This window comes from Pyrodictium brockii (assembly GCF_055379715.1).
Genome location: NZ_AP042401.1, coordinates 360,581 through 381,452, shown reverse-complemented (window position 1 = coordinate 381,452; position 20,872 = coordinate 360,581). Strand labels below are relative to the sequence as shown.

Sequence of the window (20,872 nt, the reverse complement as noted above, 5' to 3'; positions counted from 1 at the left end):
CCCGGGGCCCTTAGGCCCTTTTCTCCTCCTTCTTCTCCGCCCTGTTTTCGCTTGAGGGCTTCCACTCGGTGTTGAAGATCTCGTATATCTCCTTTGCGCGTTTCTCGCCTACACCCTCCACCGTCATTAGCTCTCTTATGCTGGCGTTCGCTATCCTGCGCAGTGTCCCGAACCTCTCCAGGAGGCGGCGCGCTAGCACTGGGCCGGCCAGCCCCTCCGCGACGTAGAGAATCCTCTCCTGTATAGTCGGGGGCTTCTTCTCGACCCTTAGCCTCACGATGCGCTTCTCCTCGGTCTTGCCGAGGCTCTTAGCCTTGGCTGCGAGCCATACTATTGTGGCTCTCTTGCTATGGGCGGGTATGACGGGTATACCCCAGTCTAGGACTATCTCGTCCAGTATCCTCAGTATTGCCGCTATGTTCCATCTAGTCCTCTTCTCTATGACTCCTAGCCAGCCCTCGAGCAGGATTACTGGGCGCACGCCCTCCTTCTCCGCCGCCTGCCGCAGCAGCTTCGCCTGCTCCCATATCCTGTTGTCGCGCACGCTGTTGGCGAAGTCGGTGACCGATTTCCTCTCTACCAGTAACGCCTTCCGGGGATTCCTCGCGAGGAGGTAGTAGTCGCCGGCCTCGAGGGCCTGGACCGCTACTCTCAGCCCCCTGCGCCTAAGCTCCTCCACGACGTCCCGGTTCTTCGAGGCTTCCCTGCTGTCCACGATTATGTCGACGGGGTAGAGGAGCTGCTCCGAGAGTATCCCCAAGGCATCTGCCCTATAGGCTAGACTTCCTCCTGCCCCCGGGGTTCTCAAAGGCTCCGTCCCCACGGCTAAGAGGCTGCAGGAACTCCCATCCCGGGGGGCCCGGGGCATGGGGCGCCAGGTTGTTGTTGCAGCCTATAGTGGCGAGCCTCCAGCTGGGCTTGTAGAGGCTGCAAGACGGCTCGTCGAGGGACTTGCAGGCTGTGAGCCCAGGCCTGCGGTGCTGCTTGGCGGCTACCGCGGCCTCATGAAGGTTGTAGCGGACTCCGCCGTTGAGGCTGGGCTCCAGCTAGCCTTCGTTATCCCGGGAGAGTATGAGGAGGATCCCTATCCCAGAGGCTCCTTGGTCGTGAGGACTGGGCTTGGGCCGCGGGAGAGGAGCAGCGTTCTCGTGAGGAGCGGCGACGCCCTGGTCGTGCTGGGCGGAGGCGTGGGGACCCTGGCTGAGGTGCTTCTTGCCTGCAGCTACGGGGTTCCAGTCTTCTACCTTAGAGGCTACGGGCTGCCGAGTGACAGGTTTGCCGAGTGCTTCGCCGAGGGCTCTATAGATCCCCGTGTGGGCAGGTGTATAGAGTACTTTGACTCCGTAGAAGAGCTGCTTGAGGCGCTCTGCCGGCGCCTGGGCCTCCGCCGGGGCTAGGGGCTGGTGCAAACCCTATAGAGCGGCCCGCGGCGGGCTCCTAGAAGGCATGCATGGAGGTGCGGTTCAGGTATGCGCCATTCTCTACTCAAGAAGCTAGCCAGTCTTGTCGAGGAGAAGGGGGGCTGCGGCGCTGTAGTGTCGAGCGAGGCCAATGTTTTCTACTTTACAGGGTTCCGTGGCCCAGGCCACCTGGTCTATGACAGGGATTCTGGCTCATACACGCTGCTCGTGCCGGCGCTCGAGTACCTGAGGGCTAAGCACGCGCTTGAGGAGGAGGGGCTTCTGGGGAGGATTGAGCTAGCCGCGTTCGCCCCCTACGGGCTCCCTGGAGGCCTAGAGCTCGATAGCCAGGGAGACTACAAGCTTGTCTACGGGAGGCTCGGCGATATAATAGTGTCGATGCTTCCTAAGGGCTGCCGGCTACTCGTAGACACCGACTCGCTCGCCCTATACAAGAGGCTGGCTAGTACATACAATGTCGAGGAGGCTGGGGACGTTATAGCTGATATGAGGGCTGTCAAGGAGCCGTGGGAGATAGAGAGGATGGAGGAGGCTGCGGCGATAGCTGAGGCAGCGCTCAACGCAGCCCTGTACAGCATTGACGCCGGGGTCAGCGAGGCCGATATAGCAGCCATGATAGAGTATGAGATGAGGAGGAGAGGAGCCTCCGACCACTCCTTCCCGCCTATAGTGGCCTTCGGCGAGAACACCGTATACCCGCACGCCGAGCCCTCGCCGCGCAGAGTCATGGGGTACGAGCCGCAGCCGGTGCTAATAGATCTCGGTGCTGTCTACAAGGGCTACTGCAGCGATATGACACGCACCGCTATGGAGGGCGCCAGGGAGGAGTTCCGCAGGGTAGCAGAGGCGGTCCACGAGGCCACCTACACTGCCATAGACGCCATAGAGCCTGGAGTAACCTCCCACGAGGTATATGAGGCTGCACGCCGGGTACTCGCATCCCATGGGCTGGACAAGTACTTCATCCACAGCCTCGGCCACGGCGTCGGGATAGAGATACATGAGAAGCCTCGCGTATCCTACAAGAGCGAGACAAAGCTACGCGAGGGCATGGTGGTCACCGTAGAGCCTGGCGTCTACATACCAGGCAAGTTTGGTGTACGGATAGAGGAGATGGTTCTGGTAACACAGCGTGGTGCCAGGCTGCTGACGAGGTATCCCTCCGTGCTATGGTAGCGCTTGCCCGGAGGGCTCCTGGAAGCCGTCTTAGAGCGTTTTTAGAGTAGAGCTCCCTGTACAATCTACCTACAGCACCCGGGGGAGGGATTGTATAGCCGATGTACGGGGTCGCAGAGCTGCCCCTCCACGGCGGCCATGTGCCGGCGTGGCTTGCAAGGTACATGAAGAGGCTCGCCCACGCGATCCTGGCTGCTGTTGTAGAGTTGCACGGCCCTGATAGGGCTGTGAAGTGGTTCGCCGACCCCTTCTGGTTCCAAGCGTTCAACAATGCCATAGGCATGGACTGGGATAGCAGCGGCTCGACCACGGTAACAATAGGCATAGTGAAACAGGTTGCAAGGGAGGACCCAAGCCTAGGCATAGCGGTGGCCGGGGGCAAGGGGGAGAAGGCTAGGGAGGCGCCCCTCGAGATAGAAGAGGCTGCTGAGAGGCTCAACCTCTCCTCCCAGGCCCTGGAGGAGCTGAAGCTGGCGTCAAGGCTCTCGGCAAAAACCGACTCAGTGCTGCTCCAGGACGGCTACCAGCTCTACCACCACGCGGTGATAGTCTCTGCTACCGGGAGGTGGACCGTAGTGCAGCAGGGCATGAATACCGAGGCGCGGATGGCGCGCCGCTACCACTGGTCGAGGCCGCTGCCCCCGGTCCCGACGCTGGAGCCACATAACGCCATAGCCTCGGGGAGGAGGGAGAGCTTCGTTGTAGACCTAACCAGTAGGATGAGTATAGAGGCGCGTAATACCATAGTCGACCTGGCCAGGGAGGGGCCCAGGCGTGTACTGGATCAGATCAGGCAGGCCTACGCACTGGTCCGTGGGGTGGCGCCGCTAACCGCCTTCCAGGGCTCCCGGCCGCGCATCAGCCTGGAGGAGTTGAGGAGATACGCGAGGTATTATAGGCCCCAGAGCAGGCCTCCCCGCCACATAGAGAGGGTGCTCAACAAGGTCTACGAGGCCTCGCCAAGAAGCATAGAGGAGCTAGTCATGATAGAGGGTGTGGGCCCTGCCACGCTGCGGAGCCTTGCGCTCGTCGCAGAGATTGTGTACGGAGTGCCGGTAAGCCACAGGGACCCGGCAAATAGCCCGATAGACCCATTCCGGTACGCGTATGTGGCGGGAGGCAAAGACGGTGTCCCCTACCCCTTCCGGAGAGACCACGCGGAGAAGGTCATAGAGTTCCTCGAGAAGGTTGTGGAGGAGGCTAGGATCGATGAGAAGGCTAGAAGGAGGGTGCTCGAGCGGATTAGGAGGCTGGCGAGCCTCCTGCCGCGTTAAAGGAGCGGGGCCCTCCGGGGTTTAGCTCCCCCGCTTCTCCAGCAGGACCGCGTTTACTACACCGTCCTGGCCGGGGCGGGAGGTCACTACAGCCTTGCCGAGCTCCGTCTCTATTATAGTGCCCTTCGTTATTATGTTTGCACGGGCGTAGTTCGGGTTGGCCGGTGTCTCGAGCACGCGTAGTATCTTAACTTTCCTGGTGGTCTTGGTCTCCGGGTCGACCACGTTGGCGTAGACAGCGCGCTTTAGCCTAACCTTGTAGTTGCCGCCGCGCACCCTTATCAGTTCGCGGACCTCCTCGCCGGCTAGCCTCGTGTAGGTAGGGTATCTACCCATCCAGTACTTTCTCTTCACCTTCTGGTGCGGCCACTTCCTTCCTCCAGTGGGCTTCTTGAAGTCGTTGCCCTGGTATACGCCCATCCAGCTCCCCCGTGGAGGGGCTGCGGCCTCGCCTACCCGGCTATAAGCTCTGTCCCCCCTTCTCCAGCTTCACGAGGACCTCCCTTACGCGCGGCGCCTGCGTGTAGAGGCTCGGGTTGAGCCTGGGCACTAGCGCCATTACTACCGCGTTGTAGGTTAGATCGGTGCGCGTTACATGGCCCCCGGTGAGGTAGCCTATAAGGCCCAGCCTCTCGCCTATGTCGGCACGTCTTGTGATCCTTGATGCTATGTCTCCGAGTTCAATCCTCTCTCTGAGCTTGCTCATCCAGTCTCTCGGTACCGGGAATGCCTGGCTCAGCCCTATTGTGACTCTCTCCTCCCTGTCAACTATAGCTGCCGCCTGCAGCTCTAGCGGCTCTATTGTTGTCTCTATGACTCCTGCCTCGACGCCCACGCCGTAGTCGGCGTTAAGCTTCCTCAGCGCGTTCACTGCCCGGTTGACCGCCCCTAGGACTATCTCGCGCAGGCCCAGCGGCTGGCTAGGGATACCGCTCTCCACCTCCACGCCGTGCACATCCGCTAGGCAGAGGAGGCGTATGGCGCGTCTCACAGCGTTCACCTTTACAGGGTTGGAGGAGCCCACCGCCACCAGGCAGGCGCCCTGCCCTACCATGGCTCCCAGTACCCCGGTACTGCCAGCCGCCTGGCAGCTGAGTATTGTATGCTACCGCTAGGCTCCTATGGACGGGCGTTTGCGGAGGAGGGCGTAGAAGAATCCGGCGGTGTCATGGCGGTGGGGCCAGGCTCTCATGGTGCCCGGGAGGAGCGGGGAGGGGTCGTAGGGCCCGTCTAGCGGCACCAGCTCCACATCCCTCCTGCGTTCGAGCAACCATATTATATTATGCTCGCCCTCATCCGGCAGTACACTGCACACCGTGTAGAGGAGGAGGCCGCCCGGCCGGAGAGCCTCTACAGCCTGGAGGAGCATAGCGCGCTGCCGCTCCACCTGCCTCTGTATGCCCTCCTCTGTGAGCCTCCACCGAGCCTCGGGATGCTTGGCGAGCGCACCGGTGCTCGTGCAGGGTGGGTCTAGTAGTACGCGGTCAGCATGGCCGCGGAGTAGGTAGGTTACACGTGTAGCGTCGCCCACCACAGGCTCTATCGGGGCTATGGTCCCGGTCCGCTTGGCGAGCTCGACCAGTCTATCCATCCTGTCAGTGAACACCTCCACCGCAATTATCCTAGCCATATTGCCGGAGAGCTCTGCTAGGTGCGTGGCCTTCCCTCCCGGCGCCGCGCACATGTCCACAATAAGCTCGCCGGGCTCTGCCCCGAGCAGCCAGCCGGCAGCGGCGCTGGCCTCGTCCTGGGGCACCACCTCCCCCTTCGCGAGGGGCTCGAAGCGCCTATAGTCGAGCTGGCCGCGGTACCGGACATGGTAGGGTACCCGGCTGCTTGCCCACGCCTCTACGCCAGCCTCCCGGAGGCTCCGCAGCACCCGGTCTACGCTGGACTTCAGCCTGTTCACCCGGAAGCCCAGCGTCGGCCTCCGGGTGTTCACCGCCTCTGCGAAGCGCTCAAGCTCCTCGCTGCCTAGTAGCCGTTGAAGCCTCTCTATGAGGAGGCCTGGAAGGAGGTATCGCAGCTCGAGTTCCTCCACCCTGCTCCGCGGGCTCCAGGGCTCCCTTAGGAGGCTTCTGTAGAGCTTCCCTATCATCCCTGCTCTGTCGCCGAAGCGCTGCCGGAGGAGCCTACTGAGCCCATCTATTATGGCCCTGGCCAGCTCCTCATCCCCTGTCTCGTCGAAGGCCGCTAGCACCGCCGCGAGCCGGGCCCCCTGGCGGAGGCCCGCCGGGAGTCGGCGGGGCTCGACACCGAGCCTCTCCCGCGCTATCCTATCCAATATACCCTGGAGCTTGTACATCTTGTAGAGGAGGGCAGTGAACACGCGATCATAGCTTGTCCCCAGGATGCCGTACTTGGAGAACACCCTCCTCTTCACCACCTGGAAGGGCTTTACCCTCTCAGACTCCTCAAGGACCTCAACCAGGGCCTTAACATGCCTCTTCGCTATTCTCAGCGCCATACCCTCTACACGCTCCTCATAGACTCCTCGACAGACTTGACCATCAGGTATAGGGAGTCTATGTAGGGGGTATAGAGGTCGCGCCTAAGCGCCTGGCCCAGCAGGTAGCCGAGCATATAGTCTGCCTCCGTCTCCCTCCTCTCGCTCACGTCCTGAAGCATCCTGGGCACACAGCCCTTCACTTCCGCGAGCTCCTCGAGTGCCTCCCGGGGGCTCCTCCACAGCTCTGTACCTGTCTCCTCCGCCACACGGCCTGCCTCCTCAGCGACGCGTAGCGCGAGCTCACGGGCGTGTTTAAGCCTCCAGACTCTAGAGTAGGGCAGGCCTAGCAGCGCCGAGAGGGGCTGGAGCGAGGCAGCCGCTATGCTGTAGTCCCAGAGAAGCTGGGTAACACGGCCCCCCACGCGCTCAATGGGGACGCCGGGCAGGGCCATCATGTCCGCCAGGTGCTCTGCCCCAGGGCCCGCTGCTACGCGTACAGCCCCCTCACCCGGCCACTCGATCTCACCTGGGCCTATCTTTCTCACGCAAGTGTAGAGGGCTATGGCTCCGTAGACCTTCAAGCCCCGGGAGGAGGCTAGCTCGAGCACGTAGGGCGAGGGCTGGACGAAAACCACCCCGCCGCTAGGCTCTAACACCCTCTTGACCGCCTCGAGGGCGTGGTCTAAGTAGTTGAGCCTGGCAGCAACAATTACGTGCTGGAATCTCCTCCTTGCCGCCAGTATGTGGGCTACTGAGGCACGTGCCCGGGCCTCGCCGCCCTTATAGTGGACGCGTATCTCCCTCTGAAGCAGCGCTGCCGCGCTTTCAGAGCTGAGGCATAGGAGTACCGGTGTATAGCCGGCGTAGGCAACGCCTGCAGCCAGGAAGAGGCCCACAGGCCCGCAGCCCGCTACAGCAACCTCCTTGCCCAAGCCCCGGCGCCTGGATGCTGAGGTACTACCATGCCTCCTGCTTTTAACCAGAGCCATATGCTCCATTCTATGGTACTTACTGCAACATAATAGGAGCCGGCCCCGCCACCCCCTGGAACGAGGGCGCATCCTATGCTGAAGAAGCTCGGCACAGTGCTTCATGCAGCACCCAATGGATACATAGTAGCTAGGCTTGAGAAGGAGGACGACACGCTACCGCCGCTAAACACTATTGTCTACGACGAGAATGTGAACAGGGTGGGAGTACTCCTCGACGTTATAGGCTCCGTATCCTCCCCCTACGCCGTGGTAAAGCCGTCCTCGCCCAACGTGAAGGTAGAGGCCGGGACCCGGCTCTACTACCGGCCGCCGACGCCTCGCCGCGGCAAGGGCAGGGGTAAGCCTAGGCGGAAGCCCAGCGGGAGGAGGGCTGCCGCATCTCCACGGCAGAAGCCCCAGGCGAGGCCCGGGCGGGGGCAGAGGGGCAGGCAGCAGCGTGGCAGAGGGGGTGGCGGGGGCGGGAGGCCTCAGAGGAGGGATAGAAGGGATGATTATGCACAAGGATGAGAGATGCCCCGTATGTGGAGCCCCATTGAGCCTCTATGCACGTAGGCAGAGCGATGGAAGGCTGGTATGTACGCGCTGCGGGTACGTGATCGAGGAGTCCCCCATAGACTCGGGGCCGGAGTGGAGGAGCTTCACGGAGGAGGACCGGGCCCGGAGGAGCCGTGTAGGGGCTCCGCTCACGGAGCGGGTTCATGACAAGGGGTTAACCACCTACATATACGCTCCAAGGAATGATATACGTGCCAGGAAGCTGATGGCGATACAGGCCAGCCTGAGGACCCACGGGCAGAAGAAGCTCATAAAGGTGCTCCAGGAGGCTAACCGGATAGCTATGAAGCTTCAGCTGCCATCCCGCGTAGCCGAGACCATGGCCAGGATTGTTAGGCAGCTGCACTCCCTGGGCGTCATAAAGAGGAACAATGTAAATGACTACCTAGCCGCCGCGGCAGTCATAGCCGCCAGAATAGAGCGGCATCCCCTTACTATGCGCGACGTTGCCGAGCTTCTGGGCCTCGATTCCCAGAATGTATGGAGAGCATACCGGCGCATAGTAACAAGGCTCAAAGTACGCATCACAGCGCCTCCTAAGCCTCAGATGTATGTATCCAGGATAGTCTCGAAGCTCGGGCTAAGCGGGGAGGTCGAGGCCCTAGCCACAAGGTTCACTTTCATGCTGGCTAGGAGCGGGCTCGCTCAGGGCAAGCCTCCGGAGGCGCTGGCAGCTGCAGCGGTTTACGTGGCATCCATACTGTTGGACGAGAAGAGGAACCAGCTAGCTGTAGCAAAGTCGATAGGCGTTACAGACGCCACAATACGGAACAGGTACCGTGACATAGTGGACAACTTCTACATAGAAGTGAGGCTCTAGCCTCCGCAGCTACCACACGAGACACACAGGCAACGGCTTTTATAGAAGCGGTCACTCCATGAGCTTAAGAAGGCTACGAATGACGGGCATGAGGCCCACATCGGGACAAGGATATAGGGGCGGGGCTTAGCACTAGATAACATCTTGGTGTCCCCCGGGCATCTCGGGAGACACTATGTAGGCAACGGAAGGTAGCAAAGGGGTTGGATACCCTTGTCGGCTGCCATGGAGCCCTCCATCGGCAGTGGGAGGAAGGGCCTCGAGGAGCTGGAAGCCAAGGCGCTGGAGATAATAAAGGCTCACGGTGACGAGGGTATATACCAGCATGAACTGTGGAAGACGCTGGGGCTGGACAGCAGGGAAGGCTCAAGACTGGCACTAAGATTGTTGAAGAAGGGGCTTATCCGGCGAGAGCCAACAGTACACAAGGGCAGGCATACGTACAAGCTGTATATAGCAGAACAGACGAGGCAGCCGGTTAGCGTCGACATCAAGATTGGCAGTGTCATCGAGGTGCCCTGCTTTACTTGTAAGAACCTTGAGCGCTGCCACATAGGCGGGTTCTTCGACCCAACTAATTGCCCTATACTAGTTAACTGGCTGGCCTCGAAGATAGCTAGACTGAAACGCAGCATGTCCTCATAGCATCGCCCCTAGCCTTGGCGCCGGGAGCCGTGTTCTCATCCCGCAGCCCCTCCGTCGCAGTGTCTCCCAGGTGGTCCTGGAGGGCTCCTCGGTCTTCCGGCTCGCGGGCTGTACTTGGCGTGACTCTATACCCTCCTCTCCGCACTGATTCTATAATGGTTGACAGCTATCAAGCGTGAAATAGTAAATGATATATCTGTGGGTTCTGCGCTGTATGTGAACGATACATGTATGCTCTAAGCCATGTGTAGGGGTGTTAACCTCGCCGGGCTCGGTCCAGGAAGCCCGCGTAACTTTTCTCGCGGAGGATACTGCAGGCTCCTTCCTAGCAACAAAGCGCAACATACTGGGCCAGCACGGGCTTTCAGCCCTTATAGAGGTAGAGGGCAGCGAGGGGAAGCGCTATAAAGTTCTATTCGATACGGGCCAGTATGCTGAAGCAATCATTCATAACGCCAGGCTTCTCGGCGTTAGCCTCGAAGACGTTGATGCCATAGTGCTTTCGCATAACCACTACGACCATACTGGCGGGCTTATAGGCGTGCTGGAGAAGATAGGGCGTCGAGTGCCGGTGGTTGTTCATCCTGACGTGTTCAAGCCCTCAATCTACGTTGGCGGGGGGCAGGGCCTCATGGATCTCGGGCCGGGCTGGAGCAGGGGGGAGGCCGAGAGAGCCGGTGCTATATTCGTTGAGGCGCGGAGGCCTCTCGAGGTGGTGCCGGGGGTCTATTACCTGGGGGAGGTGGAGAGGGAGAGGGAGGACCTGGCCCCAGGCCTCCCGGGCGCCTATACCATTGTAGACGGTGAGCTCGTACCTCATAGCTTGAGGGACGACACAGGTGTTGCGATAAGGATTGAGGGCTATGGCCTCGTGGTTGTTAGTGGCTGTGGGCACTCGGGTATAACCAATATAGCTGTACATGCCTCCCGCGCCCTAAAAGACGATGTTAAGGCTGTAATGGGCGGCTTCCACCTCTACGCGGCCGAGCGGGGCACCATAGATGAGATAGCCGGCATGCTCCGCAAAATCGGTGTAGAGGAGGTTTACCCGGGTCACTGTACGGGCTTGAGAGCTGAGAGCAGGCTGGCGGAGGTCTATGGGGATAGGTTCCACCGGATCACAGCAGGCTATACAGCAGTGTTCCGGAGCCCAGGGTAGGCCCTCGGGGGCTTATAGCCTCCCCGAGCCCTCCGTCTTTTTATGCCTGGCGGGTCCCGCTGGCCCTCATCTCAACAAGCGTGTTCACGACCACCGGGTGTGGAGCATCCGTCCTGAAGCCCCGCGGGTCGAAGTGTGTGAGCGTGGCTCGGTAGCCCTTGTACCGGAGGGCTTCAACCACTTTAGCAGGCTTGGGCATGTTCATGCGGAGCAGGCTGCATAGGCGGTCCAGCCTGTAGTAGGGCTTCACAATGCTGCACTCCTCTCCTAGCCGGCTGAGAAGCTTGGCAACGCGCTCGTAGTCCGAGAGTGTGCGCCTCCTCTCCTCTGCAATCCTTCTCATGAGCTGGACCAGCCTCGGGTCGCAGAGGGGGCCGGTGTAGAGGGGGCCGGTGGCCTGGAGCGGGGCGCTGCAGTAGGGGCAGCGGGTGTCCGGCTGCTGTATGTAGCCCGTGTAGCCGCAGTAGGGGCAGTAGGCGCCATAGCCCAGGCTTGAGAGGCTATCGTCGGCCCTGCCCGCTCCGCGCCGAAGCTCGGCGTAGACTCGTACGTAGTAGTCGGCGTAGTAGGCTAGGAGGATTCTTGCGCCATACTCGTGGCTCGCTGCCCTCCTGATTATGTAGCCTGCCAGTATTCTCACAGCCTGCTCCTTCTCCCAGGCAGTCCTGGCGGGCTTTACGTCGTATCTCCTGCGGAGTGCCCTGGAATGGGCGCCGGAGAGGGGTGCTGTGTCGGTGGCTGTCGCGGCCAGGACTCCTCTAACGCCGATAGACTGTATCGCGACGTCTATGAAGGGGGCAGGGCTGCCGAAGGGGTCTAGGTCTACTATGCTGGGCTTTACCCCGCTCCTCCGGAGCTTGGCCATGAACTCGTTGGCATCTGCTCTCTCAATCTTCACGCGGTCCGTCACGCCATTGATATCAATATTTATCCTCGCCAGGTGGACCGCGTCCGGATCTATATCGGCAGCGTAGACGTAGGCGCCCGCCTCCACTGCGTAGCGCAGAGCCCTCACACCGCTCCCTGCGAGAGGCTCGACGACAACTAGCTTCTCGAGGCCAGCCAGCTCCCGGTAGGCTGCTGCGAGGATAACCGCTATGTCACGGTTGAACCCCATACGGGGATTGTAGAAGACCGGGGCCCAGGCGGGCTCGTAAACGCCATCGCTGCGGCGGTATGCATTGGGGTCGGGGATCAGGATCTCTACACCGCCTTCTCGTATCCTCTTAGTAGGGTAGGGTAGCTCATGCAGCGCCACCATACCAGCTGGCCCCACTATGACGTTGGGACCCCAGGCCCCCTTAGGCCTCTAGTTGCTCCAGGGGGTCTGCCGGCTACTCGTAGCCCAGCTCGCGGCGGACCTGCCTGGCGGCTTCAACCATGTTGCGGAGCTTTGCTTTTGCTATCTCCCTCGGGAGCCTCTTGAGCCCGCAGTCGGGGTCTACGTATATCTTCTCGGGAGGCAGTATGTCCATCTTTAGCAGCCTGTATATATCATTCTTTATCTCCTCCACCGTCTCCACCCGGGTGCTATGCACGTCTATGACGCCGTAGCCGAGTTCCTTGTCAAAGCCATACTCCTTAAGGTGGGGGAGCAGCCGGAAGTTACTGTTCTTAAACTCCAGGTCAAGCTGGTCTACAGGGAACTCGAGGGCGTAGGGGAGTATCCTCTCTATCCTCCCGAAGCATATGTGTACTATCTTCTTCGCACTTACACCCTTGAACATTATCTCGAGCGCTTCCCTGAGCAGCTCGGCCTCCTCGCGGTAGGGCCTTGTAGAGAGAGCGGGCTCATCGACCTGTATGAACTCGGCGCCGCGGCGCGCGAACTCCTCTATCTCGCGGCGCAGCACCCTAGCCATCTCGAGCACTAGCTCGCGGCGATCGCCGTAGGCTAGGTCAAAGCTCCAGTCAACCATGGTGTAGGGGCCTGTCAGTATGGCCTTCACCGGCCTGCCCTCTGCTATACTCCTAGCGTACTCCCAGTCAGCGACCGCCATGGGCCCCTTGTAGCCGAGCCTGGAGGCTACTATCGGCTTCCGGAAGTACACGTTATCGAATATCCTCACCCAGTCGCCGCTCTGGTAGCCCTCAATGCGCTCGGCGAAGTATACAACCATGTCCTCGCGGGCCTGCTCGCCGTCGCTGATTACATCTACGCCGGCCTCTATCTGGTCCATAACCACCGCCTTTATAGCAGGCTTTACGAGCTCATGGAACTCCTCCTCGCTTATGAGCCCGCGCTTCCTCCTCTGTATGGCCTGCTCCGCCTCGGGCAGCTTGGGATAGCTGCCTACGACCGTCGTTACAAGAGCCTTGGGAAGCTCGTAGCCCATGGAAACACCCGAGAAGGGCGAGGAGCGAACCGGCATATAATTCTACTACCCCGGAGGCACGTAGCCCAGGCCGAGCGCCTAGTAGGCCGTAAGGGATTTACCCCTCAGCGGGACGGGCTAGGCTGAGCCTGGAGAGGCGCCGCCGTAGCTCAGCCGGCAGAGCGCCGCCCTGGTAAGGCGGAGGTCCCGGGTTCGAATCCCGGCGGCGGCTCCAGTCGCGGGCCTCCCCGCCTTCTCCCTTCCTCGGGCCCGCCGCTCTAAGGGGGCAGAGAGTTCCCTTTAAGAAGGGGTCTCCACGGGCGTCACGGAGCCCGGAGGGTTGCCGGCATGCCCGTCGAGCTAAAGAGCAAGGAGGAATTCCTCAAGGTTGTCGAGAGGGCTAGCGAGTGCCGTGTCAAGCTTGGATACCGGAGGGTTGAAACAGGGGAAGGGGCCAAGAGGATAAAGGTGCTGAAGGTTAAGGCCAGGACCCCCAGCTATCTCTACACCCTGGTGTTCAACAATATTGACGAGGGTGTAGAGTTCGTTAAGTCGATAAAGGGCAGGTGCAAGAGCCTCCGGGTTCTCGACCCTGAGATGGAGGATAGGCTTAAGTGAATTGTAGATAACGCTCTAGCTTCAACACTCTAGCTTATCCCGCGCTAGCCCCCGGGTCTTTACGGTATGGGCCCTGGGCATCCCTCATCCTCAAGGGCGGGATGGGAGGGAAAATGCTGTAGTTTTGTCCCTATTTACGCGTGACGCCCACTATTATACCTATAATGAAGCCTATCGACGTAGGGCCTACGGCTATGAAGCCGAGCATTTTTACAGCGTTTAGTATGAGATCCTTGAATTTCGCCAGTCCCTCTATCCTCGATGCTAGGTCGTTAACACTACCAGAGGCTCCCCACACGCCTATCAATGTACCTAGCAGGAACACACCTATGAGCGCTATAATGTACTTTGCTATTTTTGCCATATAGTAGCCCGCCGCGAAGCCTAGGAGAAGTTGCAGAACTACAGCTACCAGTAGCTGCGGGTTAGTGCTGGCTGCGGCTATCAGGCTTGTGAGAGAGCTTACATTGGTAGCGTTGCCTGCCACTCCCTAGCCACCATCTCCAATAGGGCTCCTACGCGGCTTTAAAGAGGCCAACGCTGGGTATGCATCCTGTTGGGGGTTAAATCGGTATCTACCCCGGCCCTAGCCCCTGGCCAGAAAGCTAAATAACAGCGCCCCAGGGTCTTGGAATCCCCCGTAATTGGAGTCTCTGGCGGCGTGGGTGGGCCCGTCGTCTAGCTTGGTAGGATGCGGGGTACACACAGCCCCGCCCGGGAAGCCGTGAGGGCGGGGGTGTGCCCGACTCGGGACCCCGTGGTCCCGGGTTCAAATCCCGGCGGGCCCACCATCTCCTCCGCCAGCCGCCGGTCACCCGCCCTGTTCTGGCGGTCGTTAAGGGGCTCGATGGCTATGATACTTAGGCCGGCCACGAGGGAGGAGGTTCTAAGGCTAAGGGGGATAGCGGATTACCAGTTCGGCTACCCTGCCGGCGACCTCCTCATACCCGATGACGCTGTCGTGGGGGTCTCGCCGGGGACGCGGAGAATAAGGGAGGTGTACGGCGAGGAAGGGCTTCTAGCGGTGCTGCGGGCCCACGACTATCTTTTCTCCCTGTCGCCGAGGGGTGCGCGCCGGCTGCTATCGCTGCCTGAGCCCCGGCTGCGGGCATGGGTTTCCCCGGACGCCATGGGCGAGCTTCGGAAGAGTATACCGTGCAGGGCGGTAAGGAGGCTGGATACAAGCCTCCTCGCAGGGGATGAGGTTATAGTTCTGGATGAGCGTGGAGTGCTGCTCGGCGTGGGTAGGCTCCGCCTCTCCCCCGAGGAGATTCTGGAGGAAGAGTGCTGGGGAGAGGCTATCCGTGTACGTAAATTTGCTGAGAAGGCTGTATCCCCTGGGCAGCGGGAGGTGCAGCCAGGGTGAGCAGGTATAACGTTCACAGGTTTCGGACTATCCGCGTAGCGTACGCCGAGGATGTGAGGGGCTCCGATCTCTTTATCACAGGGTTCAAGGGCTATGGGGCTGTAGGCTATATAGCTACGCTTCATCTTGCCGACACGGCTGACTGCAGGGAAGCTGGCTATGTAATAACAAAGTATATGCCCGAAGCCGTTACCCCCAGCTCGCGTGGCGTTGTTGGCCCTTTCACGCTCTACTACTGCGAGAACTCTGGGAAGCGCATAACGCTGCTCGTCAACCATGATATACCGGTTGTCCAGGAGAGGAGCAGGTTCGCCGAGGCTATAGTGGACTTCCTACAGGCCGCCGAGGTTAAGGAGGCTGTTCTCATAGGCGGGTTTGACTCCAGGTTCAGGCAGGGCGAGGAGAAGCTACGCTGGGTGGCTACCTCCGCCTATAGCCGTGGGCTTGAGGAGCCCCGTATGGATAAAGGCCTCTACGTGGTTGGGCCTCTGGCCCTTCTGCTCTTCTATGCAGAGGTGAGGAGCTATCCGACGCTGGCCGTGCTCCCCTACACGGAGGCGGCTAGGCCGGATCCTAGGGCAGCCGCTGTGGCCATTGAGAAGATAAACGAGCTTTACGGGCTGAGCTTCGGCGTTGAGGAGCTGCTGGAGCAGGCAAAGAAGATAGAGGAGATGATTACTATGATGGAGCAGCAGCAGAGGGAGATGATGACGCCGCCCAGCAGCGAACGGGCTTACATGTAGCCCTCTTTTCCTCCCCTCCCGAGGGGCCGGATGAGGGCTCCCTAATCTTCTCCGAGGTGGTCGATTCTCCTTAGCTCCACACGTAGCCCCAGCTCTCGGAGCATTTGGGCTATGCGATGAGCTAGCCTGGTGCTCCAGGGCAGCTCCGAGTATTCTATCACTATAACTTCACTATAGGTATCTATATGCCTTTTGAAGTACTCTGTAACATAGCCTACTGTCCGCTCTACGACGTCGCTGTATTGAGAATCATTCATCTCGTACTGGGAGAGGGGGTAAGTCTCCGCGAGCTCCTCTGGAATCACCCCTATATAGGGGCTATAACCCACCACGTGATAGCCACGGTCGAGCCCGCGGACCGCCATCCTGTATATCCTTGAGTGCGTGAAGGGCTTCTCCGAGGGGTCAACCGGGATTAGCAGGGCCTTCCCCTTCCTGGGCTTGTAGTAGTTGACGACTCTCTCGCGGTGGATTACCAGCTTGGGATGGTGGAGGCTCTCGTTACCGTAGAGGAATATCCCCTTGGCCTGCGAGCCCTTGGCTCGTGGCGTCAGCCTGGCTAAATAGTTGCTGTACTGTGCGAGCTTGCTGAAGGCCTTGGCCAGGGATGGGTGGGCTCTGCTCTTCTCCTCGAGGAGCTCCCAGAGCCTCCCTTCCTTTATGGCTGTTTTTACCTCGTTTATGGCTGTTTTAAGCACGTAGAGGTTGTGGAGTGCCAGGAGCCTTGTTCTCTCCTGCTTTGGCATCTCCCTTAGCTCCTGTGGCGTGTATTTGCTGCAGACTGGACAGCTGCAGGGGAAGTAGTCTAGCTCCTCCAGCCTATAGGTTCTGCTGAGGGTCATGTATCTGCCGTCCCTTGCATATAGGATGTATGAGGCTGAATCAAACATGTCCACGCCAAGGGCCACGGCGAAGGGAATTATCATGGGGTGCCCCGCGCCGAAGAGGTGGAGAGGCTTGCTTCTTGGAAGATAGCGTCTCGCGGTAAACACCATTTCCACAAGCGTGGAGTAATCGTAGCGCTCTAGGAGGACTGTGGGGCTTCCAAGGGCGTAGAGGCGGTAGCGTGGTAGCTTTGCCGACTCCCTGGCGCTCTTCTCCAGAAGCTCCCGGAAGGGTCCACCCTGCACCGGTAGGGTCCATATTCTCTCGTCATCTATGTGCTCTAGGGCTTCACGAGCCCGGCGTAGCGTCTCCTCAACACTATAGCGGGCCTGGACGGGGTCCCCAGCGTTGCCGGTAGGCACGTCCAGGATCACTGCTATATCGCTGCCTATGCCCTTCTGGAACTCTACCACCTCGCGCGGATCTATGTCGACTCTGCCGTACTGGAGTATCTGGTAGGCTCCCGAGTCAGTCATAACTATGCCATTGAAATTGAGTATGCCGTGTACGCCTTGCTCGAGCGCCCTGCTTCTCATCCTCTTCCACAGCAGGTAGGCATTGGTTATTACCGCATTGAAGCCCATCGACTCTATATCCTTTAGTGGGACCTCCTGCCTAGCTATATCTATGACTGGGAGTAGCGCGGGGGTCTCGAGGACCCCGTGTGGGGTGTAGAGCCTCCCTATTCTCCCTGCAAGATCCTTATCCTTTACCTCGAATACGCCTATCCGGGTCAACGGAGCTCTTCTCCCCTCTTCTTCGCCTCAATATACTCTCTTAGCACGTAGCTTACCTTGGCCGCGAGGGGCCCCGCGCCCTCAACGCCGTTGGCTGTGACCCTTATACTGTTGTATATTACCACGACACCGGCGTCCTGGAACACCTTTATCGCATCAGGGCGCAGTCCTAGTCTCCTTGCGACGTAGTTGGCGAATTCCCGCGGGTCAAACATGGTTGTTTCATAGGCCCTAATCTCGGCCACAACTCTGCCCATTATGAAGAGCCTGGGTATCCTTGTCTCTCCCGCCTCCACGTCGCCGAGGACCAGGTTCATCTCGGGGTGGTCGAAGCCGAGAAGGGTTCCCTTGTACTTACGTCCATCCATTAGGACTACTTCGACGCGCTTTCCCAGAAGATTGTTCAGCTCTGCGACTAGGCGTCTCGCCGCAGCCGGGGCGATTGCTGAGGCCATCTAGGGTGCACCACTGGTACACAAGGGACGCATGGAGTTTTATAGCTACAGAGGGTGCATCAGCCTTCCAGCCCCCATGGAGGGTGGGGATTTTAGCTCGGCAGGCCAGGGGGCGTCCAGGGTGCAATAGAGAGTTGGGCAACGTGATAGCACAGTTCCGGGGAAGGGTTGAGTCTGTTGAGCGGGAGCTTATCCCGCGAATGTTCTTGGCCCGTATTAAGAGCCTTGACGGCGTCTATGAGGTTGAAATGGATATACATAGAGACCTTGTGGTCTACGAGCCTGGCACGGAGGTGGAGGTAACCGTTTCGAGAGAGCTGCCAGCCTATAAGGATGGAGAGGACCTCGTGGGGAGGGGCACTGTTGTCTCGATGAAGGATGAGGGCGGGCGCAAAGCAGTCCTCATATCACTAGGGGGGCTCCTCTTCATACTTAGGTCCTCAAAGGAATTAGACGTGAAGCCGACTGAGAAGCTCTATGTTAAGGTTTCCAAGCTCTAGAGGAGAAGACCCCTAGGGACATGGAGTATCATTTGTTTCGCTGACCAGTGTAAGAGGGGTTCACAACAAGGCCCAGCCTCCGGGGAATACCCTGCCGTGGATAAGCTGCCAGCGCTTGCAACGGCAGCGGCTATAGCGCTCCTTGCATACGGGGTAGGGATGCCCATAACTGGTATAGCACATATGCTTCCAGGTCTCGCGCACCATCTACACCCCGGGGTCCTTGCAGCGGGCCTGGCGGCCGTGCTGGCCGGCTACTACCTTCGGAGCAGGCGGAAAGCAGCCATATGCGTAGAGCTTATATCCTCAAAGATAGCCCCCAAGAAAAACCTCATCAATGATGCAAGGAATCTCGAGCATCTGATCCGCCGGCTATCCCTTACATCCAGAAGGGTTACGTACAACGTAGAGGGGCCTCCTCCGAGGGCCCTGCTCCTCGTAGAAGGAGCCTCAATAACGCAGCACGAACTCATTGAGATATTGAACTCGTACATGGATAGCATAAAGGCGATTCCATGTACAAGGCCTACGGCGAAAGCTCACACCAACACGGAGTGCTGTGCCACGCAGATTAGAGCAAAGCTGATCGCACCGCTCCTGCGAAAGCTGGCGGGTGCCAGCAAGGGCCCAGTACTCATTATAGATCTGAAGAACCTTCTGGACGAAAACATTCTGGCCAGCCTGCAAGTTGATGGGGCTGGCAAGATTACTGTAGAGAGGCTTGGAAACAAGCTCTATATAAGCGATAAGATAGCTGGCATGCTCTCCGCCTTAGAGAGAGCCGGGCCGAGCACGCTCGTTATAATAGAGCCCCTTGACCTTCCCGCAAATATTCTCTCGAGACTGGCCGAAGACTACAATGTAGAGAAATGCATAGTGATAACCCAGTACAGCGACTACGCGAACAAGCTTGCTCCATGCAGGGGGTTGAAGATCTAAAACACCAATACGAGAAACACTATTAAACCCGGTCTAGCTGTCCGTACCCTACATGGCGGTCCACTGGAGGGATCCCGCCGTAGCTCAGCGGCAGAGCGCCCGGCTGTAGGTGGGGCTCAGGCCCCCCACGCGCCCGACGCCCCCGCAGGGGGCCTGGATGAGGGCGCGCCGGCACGGGGGCCTGGGGGCAGACACCGGGCGGTCCGGGGTTCGAATCCCCGCGGCGGGACCACCGCCCGGGCAACCCATCCCACCCCCTGCTAGCTCCTAGACCACACTCACGCCACATGCCACCGGCGAGAGCCGGTGCAAACCACTGATGCAGCTAGGGTCTTGAACGATTTAAATAGGTAGTAGAAGTCCGGCCTGCAAGCCACGAGCTGCCAGACCCGGAGGGGGTTCAGCCGACAAAACTAGATAGCGGCTGTGCACGCGAGCATGTATAGGGTCCAAGGCTTTGAAGCGGTGAAGCTAGGCATCCACCGCTATATCACTATTATTCTCTCCTATTACGATCTTTTCAGGTATCCCCGTATCCATTACGTGTTTCGCATACTCTTTAGCCACGTCCTCCTCGCTGTGCACTATAACCACCATTCTAGGCTTGGTAGCCTTCACAACCTCCAGCAGCCCCTTGTAGTCAGCATGGCTACTGAAGTCTAGCCATTCAACCCTGGCTCTTACAGGCTCCTCGCTTCCTGGCATAAGTCCCTCCTCCACTATCCTACGGCCATTGGACCCTGGCGCCTGGAAGCTAACTAGGACTACTGCGTTCCTGGGGTTTCCGCCTATACGTTTTAGATAGTAGAGGCTTGGTCCCCCCTTAAGCATGCCTGCCGACGCTATTATTACGCTGGGCTGCCTCCAAGCCCTATTACGATCACGCCAGCCCTTTACTATATTGAACTCCTCGTAGGCCTTGCGGAGGAGATGTAGGTTGTTAATGTACTCGCTATTCTCCAGGAATATCTCTGTCACCTTTCTTATCATACCGTCAACGTACACAGGCACTCCGGGATCGTGCTCGGCGAGGATCATCATCATCTCTTGGCCTCTAGCTATGCTGAACGATGGTATCAGCACGGTACCGCCGCGGTCTACAACCTCCTCTACTATTGAGAGTAGGCGCTTCTCCGCCCTCTCCCTCGGCGGGTGAAGGGAGGCTCCGTAAGTCGCCTCGGTTATTAATACGTCAATTCTCCCTATGGCGTCGAGCTGCGGAGGCTTCATCAGCTTCGTCTCGATAGTGTTTATGTCTCCCGTGAACCCTATCCTGACACCATCTATATCGAGCACAACAAAGGTGCTGCCCGGTATATGGCCCGCCGAGTAGGCTGAAGCCTCGACACCATCTATATCGACACGTTGGCCGTACCTTATGTATTCTGCCGCCTCGAGGAGCGTTTGCACCTCACGGTGCTCATAGGGCGAGTAGTAGCCGTTAAGCTTGAGGAAGTCTTCTAGCATGAGCTTCGCCATCTGGATCGTTGGGCGCGTAGCATAGACCCGTGGATTGCCGGAGATGAAGTACATCGGCGCAGTGCCTATATGGTCTAGGTGGGCGTGGCTGAGTATAATGGCGTCAATGTACTTTGGCGGATAGGTGGCTGCGAATACCGGCCTATCCTCGTCATCAAAGTTGACTCCCGCATCAAGTAGTATGCCTCTCTTATCCCCACTGTTTCTCCTCACGAGTATTGACATTCTGCCGACTTCCTTGCCTCCACCTAGTACTCTGATCACAGGTTTACCCAAGGCTACCCCCTCTACGACATGTGTTCAAGGGCCGGAGGAGGCATAACCTCACACACTCCCACAACGAA

Annotated in this window: 23 protein-coding genes and 3 tRNA genes; 15 read left to right on the top strand and 11 right to left on the bottom strand. The window is 59.2% G+C overall.

What is annotated here, in order from left to right; translation table 11 throughout:
• Nucleotides 1–10 precede the first annotated feature (10 nt).
• Nucleotides 11–760, bottom strand: a complete 750-nt coding sequence (locus ACZ42Y_RS02205; RefSeq protein ID WP_058370010.1) for an ERCC4 domain-containing protein — start codon at nucleotides 758–760, stop codon at nucleotides 11–13.
• A gap of 106 nt (nucleotides 761–866) precedes the next feature.
• Here ACZ42Y_RS02205 and ACZ42Y_RS02200 point away from each other — a divergent pair, with 106 nt between their 5' ends.
• The 3 genes from ACZ42Y_RS02200 to ACZ42Y_RS02190 all read left to right on the top strand — a co-directional run bounded on the left by ACZ42Y_RS02200 (nucleotide 867) and on the right by ACZ42Y_RS02190 (nucleotide 3,871).
• Nucleotides 867–1,397 carry an SLOG cluster 4 domain-containing protein gene (locus ACZ42Y_RS02200; RefSeq protein WP_058370011.1) on the top strand — a complete coding sequence of 177 codons (531 nt, stop codon included), beginning with the start codon at nucleotides 867–869 and terminating at the stop codon, nucleotides 1,395–1,397.
• A gap of 72 nt (nucleotides 1,398–1,469) precedes the next feature.
• Entirely contained in the window at nucleotides 1,470–2,597 is a 1,128-nt protein-coding gene (locus ACZ42Y_RS02195; protein WP_464735573.1) for a M24 family metallopeptidase, read from the top strand.
• A gap of 101 nt (nucleotides 2,598–2,698) precedes the next feature.
• Entirely contained in the window at nucleotides 2,699–3,871 is a 1,173-nt protein-coding gene (locus tag ACZ42Y_RS02190; RefSeq protein WP_058370013.1) for a DUF763 domain-containing protein, read from the top strand.
• Between the two features lie 21 nt (nucleotides 3,872–3,892).
• Here ACZ42Y_RS02190 and ACZ42Y_RS02185 read toward each other — a convergent pair whose 3' ends face one another.
• The 4 genes from ACZ42Y_RS02185 to ACZ42Y_RS02170 are packed head-to-tail and all read right to left on the bottom strand — an operon-like array spanning nucleotide 3,893 to nucleotide 7,252.
• On the bottom strand, nucleotides 3,893–4,291 hold the full coding sequence (locus ACZ42Y_RS02185; RefSeq protein ID WP_058370014.1) for a 30S ribosomal protein S8e: 399 nt from the start codon (nucleotides 4,289–4,291) through the stop codon (nucleotides 3,893–3,895).
• Nucleotides 4,292–4,331: 40 nt separating this feature from the next.
• Nucleotides 4,332–4,925 (bottom strand): inosine/xanthosine triphosphatase, encoded by a 594-nt coding sequence (gene yjjX, locus ACZ42Y_RS02180; RefSeq protein ID WP_058370015.1) that lies wholly within the window; start codon nucleotides 4,923–4,925, stop codon nucleotides 4,332–4,334.
• Nucleotides 4,926–4,982: 57 nt separating this feature from the next.
• A complete protein-coding gene (locus ACZ42Y_RS02175; protein WP_464735572.1) occupies nucleotides 4,983–6,338 on the bottom strand; it encodes an RsmB/NOP family class I SAM-dependent RNA methyltransferase in 1,356 nt (451 codons plus the stop codon).
• Nucleotides 6,339–6,343: 5 nt separating this feature from the next.
• The gene (locus ACZ42Y_RS02170; protein WP_058370017.1) at nucleotides 6,344–7,252 is read right to left on the bottom strand and encodes a ketopantoate reductase family protein; all 909 of its coding nucleotides are present in this window, start codon (nucleotides 7,250–7,252) and stop codon (nucleotides 6,344–6,346) included.
• 132 nt (nucleotides 7,253–7,384) lie between these two features.
• Between ACZ42Y_RS02170 and ACZ42Y_RS02165 the strand changes: the two genes are divergently transcribed.
• The 4 genes from ACZ42Y_RS02165 to ACZ42Y_RS02150 all read left to right on the top strand — a co-directional run bounded on the left by ACZ42Y_RS02165 (nucleotide 7,385) and on the right by ACZ42Y_RS02150 (nucleotide 10,491).
• Nucleotides 7,385–7,819 carry an H/ACA ribonucleoprotein complex subunit GAR1 gene (locus ACZ42Y_RS02165; RefSeq protein WP_464735571.1) on the top strand — a complete coding sequence of 145 codons (435 nt, stop codon included), beginning with the start codon at nucleotides 7,385–7,387 and terminating at the stop codon, nucleotides 7,817–7,819.
• Nucleotides 7,800–8,687 carry a transcription initiation factor IIB gene (locus ACZ42Y_RS02160; RefSeq protein WP_464735570.1) on the top strand — a complete coding sequence of 296 codons (888 nt, stop codon included), beginning with the start codon at nucleotides 7,800–7,802 and terminating at the stop codon, nucleotides 8,685–8,687. Before ACZ42Y_RS02165 ends, ACZ42Y_RS02160 begins: the two co-directional genes overlap by 20 nt.
• A 225-nt stretch (nucleotides 8,688–8,912) precedes the next feature.
• Nucleotides 8,913–9,332, top strand: a complete 420-nt coding sequence (locus tag ACZ42Y_RS02155) for a transcription factor TFIIIC (RefSeq protein ID WP_070807844.1) — start codon at nucleotides 8,913–8,915, stop codon at nucleotides 9,330–9,332.
• A gap of 253 nt (nucleotides 9,333–9,585) precedes the next feature.
• Nucleotides 9,586–10,491 carry an MBL fold metallo-hydrolase gene (locus ACZ42Y_RS02150; protein WP_464735569.1) on the top strand — a complete coding sequence of 302 codons (906 nt, stop codon included), beginning with the start codon at nucleotides 9,586–9,588 and terminating at the stop codon, nucleotides 10,489–10,491.
• Between the two features lie 40 nt (nucleotides 10,492–10,531).
• On the opposite strand, the gene ACZ42Y_RS02145 is transcribed toward ACZ42Y_RS02150, so the two are convergent.
• Both ACZ42Y_RS02145 and ACZ42Y_RS02140 read right to left on the bottom strand, forming a co-directional pair.
• The gene (locus ACZ42Y_RS02145; protein ID WP_464735568.1) at nucleotides 10,532–11,752 is read right to left on the bottom strand and encodes a tRNA (guanine(10)-N(2))-dimethyltransferase; all 1,221 of its coding nucleotides are present in this window, start codon (nucleotides 11,750–11,752) and stop codon (nucleotides 10,532–10,534) included.
• A 73-nt stretch (nucleotides 11,753–11,825) separates the two neighbouring features.
• Nucleotides 11,826–12,863, bottom strand: a complete 1,038-nt coding sequence (locus ACZ42Y_RS02140; RefSeq protein WP_464735567.1) for a methionine synthase — start codon at nucleotides 12,861–12,863, stop codon at nucleotides 11,826–11,828.
• Between the two features lie 102 nt (nucleotides 12,864–12,965).
• On the opposite strand from ACZ42Y_RS02140, the gene ACZ42Y_RS02135 reads away from it, so the two are divergent.
• A tRNA-Thr gene (locus tag ACZ42Y_RS02135) sits at nucleotides 12,966–13,041 on the top strand.
• A gap of 113 nt (nucleotides 13,042–13,154) precedes the next feature.
• Nucleotides 13,155–13,424, top strand: a complete 270-nt coding sequence (locus ACZ42Y_RS02130) for a 50S ribosomal protein L38e (protein WP_058370024.1) — start codon at nucleotides 13,155–13,157, stop codon at nucleotides 13,422–13,424.
• A 130-nt stretch (nucleotides 13,425–13,554) separates the two neighbouring features.
• Here the strand turns inward: ACZ42Y_RS02130 and ACZ42Y_RS02125 are convergent, their stop codons facing one another.
• Nucleotides 13,555–13,911 (bottom strand): hypothetical protein, encoded by a 357-nt coding sequence (locus ACZ42Y_RS02125; protein WP_058370025.1) that lies wholly within the window; start codon nucleotides 13,909–13,911, stop codon nucleotides 13,555–13,557.
• A 180-nt stretch (nucleotides 13,912–14,091) separates the two neighbouring features.
• Between ACZ42Y_RS02125 and ACZ42Y_RS02120 the strand changes: the two genes are divergently transcribed.
• From ACZ42Y_RS02120 to ACZ42Y_RS02110, 3 genes are all read left to right on the top strand, one after another.
• Nucleotides 14,092–14,215, top strand: a tRNA-Pro gene (locus ACZ42Y_RS02120).
• A gap of 62 nt (nucleotides 14,216–14,277) precedes the next feature.
• The gene (locus tag ACZ42Y_RS02115; RefSeq protein WP_058370026.1) at nucleotides 14,278–14,790 is read left to right on the top strand and encodes a PUA domain-containing protein; all 513 of its coding nucleotides are present in this window, start codon (nucleotides 14,278–14,280) and stop codon (nucleotides 14,788–14,790) included.
• Nucleotides 14,787–15,533, top strand: coding sequence for a proteasome assembly chaperone family protein (locus ACZ42Y_RS02110; protein ID WP_058370027.1), 747 nt, complete (start codon nucleotides 14,787–14,789; stop codon nucleotides 15,531–15,533). Before ACZ42Y_RS02115 ends, ACZ42Y_RS02110 begins: the two co-directional genes overlap by 4 nt.
• Before the next feature lie 41 nt (nucleotides 15,534–15,574).
• On the opposite strand, the gene tgtA is transcribed toward ACZ42Y_RS02110, so the two are convergent.
• Nucleotides 15,575–17,155 (bottom strand): tRNA guanosine(15) transglycosylase TgtA, encoded by a 1,581-nt coding sequence (gene tgtA, locus ACZ42Y_RS02105; RefSeq protein WP_058370028.1) that lies wholly within the window; start codon nucleotides 17,153–17,155, stop codon nucleotides 15,575–15,577.
• Complete coding sequence (locus ACZ42Y_RS02100; protein WP_058370029.1) at nucleotides 17,152–17,610, bottom strand: Lsm family RNA-binding protein; 459 nt, start codon at nucleotides 17,608–17,610, stop codon at nucleotides 17,152–17,154. Before ACZ42Y_RS02100 ends, tgtA begins: the two co-directional genes overlap by 4 nt.
• A 5-nt stretch (nucleotides 17,611–17,615) precedes the next feature.
• On the opposite strand from ACZ42Y_RS02100, the gene ACZ42Y_RS02095 reads away from it, so the two are divergent.
• The 3 genes from ACZ42Y_RS02095 to ACZ42Y_RS02085 all read left to right on the top strand — a co-directional run bounded on the left by ACZ42Y_RS02095 (nucleotide 17,616) and on the right by ACZ42Y_RS02085 (nucleotide 19,281).
• On the top strand, nucleotides 17,616–18,110 hold the full coding sequence (locus tag ACZ42Y_RS02095) for a DNA-directed RNA polymerase subunit G (protein WP_464735566.1): 495 nt from the start codon (nucleotides 17,616–17,618) through the stop codon (nucleotides 18,108–18,110).
• Nucleotides 18,111–18,206: 96 nt separating this feature from the next.
• Nucleotides 18,207–19,049, top strand: a complete 843-nt coding sequence (locus ACZ42Y_RS02090) for a hypothetical protein (RefSeq protein ID WP_058370031.1) — start codon at nucleotides 18,207–18,209, stop codon at nucleotides 19,047–19,049.
• A gap of 73 nt (nucleotides 19,050–19,122) precedes the next feature.
• A tRNA-Tyr gene (locus ACZ42Y_RS02085) sits at nucleotides 19,123–19,281 on the top strand.
• A 239-nt stretch (nucleotides 19,282–19,520) separates the two neighbouring features.
• Here ACZ42Y_RS02085 and ACZ42Y_RS02080 read toward each other — a convergent pair.
• Nucleotides 19,521–20,804 carry an MBL fold metallo-hydrolase gene (locus ACZ42Y_RS02080; RefSeq protein ID WP_058370032.1) on the bottom strand — a complete coding sequence of 428 codons (1,284 nt, stop codon included), beginning with the start codon at nucleotides 20,802–20,804 and terminating at the stop codon, nucleotides 19,521–19,523.
• Nucleotides 20,805–20,872: the final 68 nt, after the last annotated feature.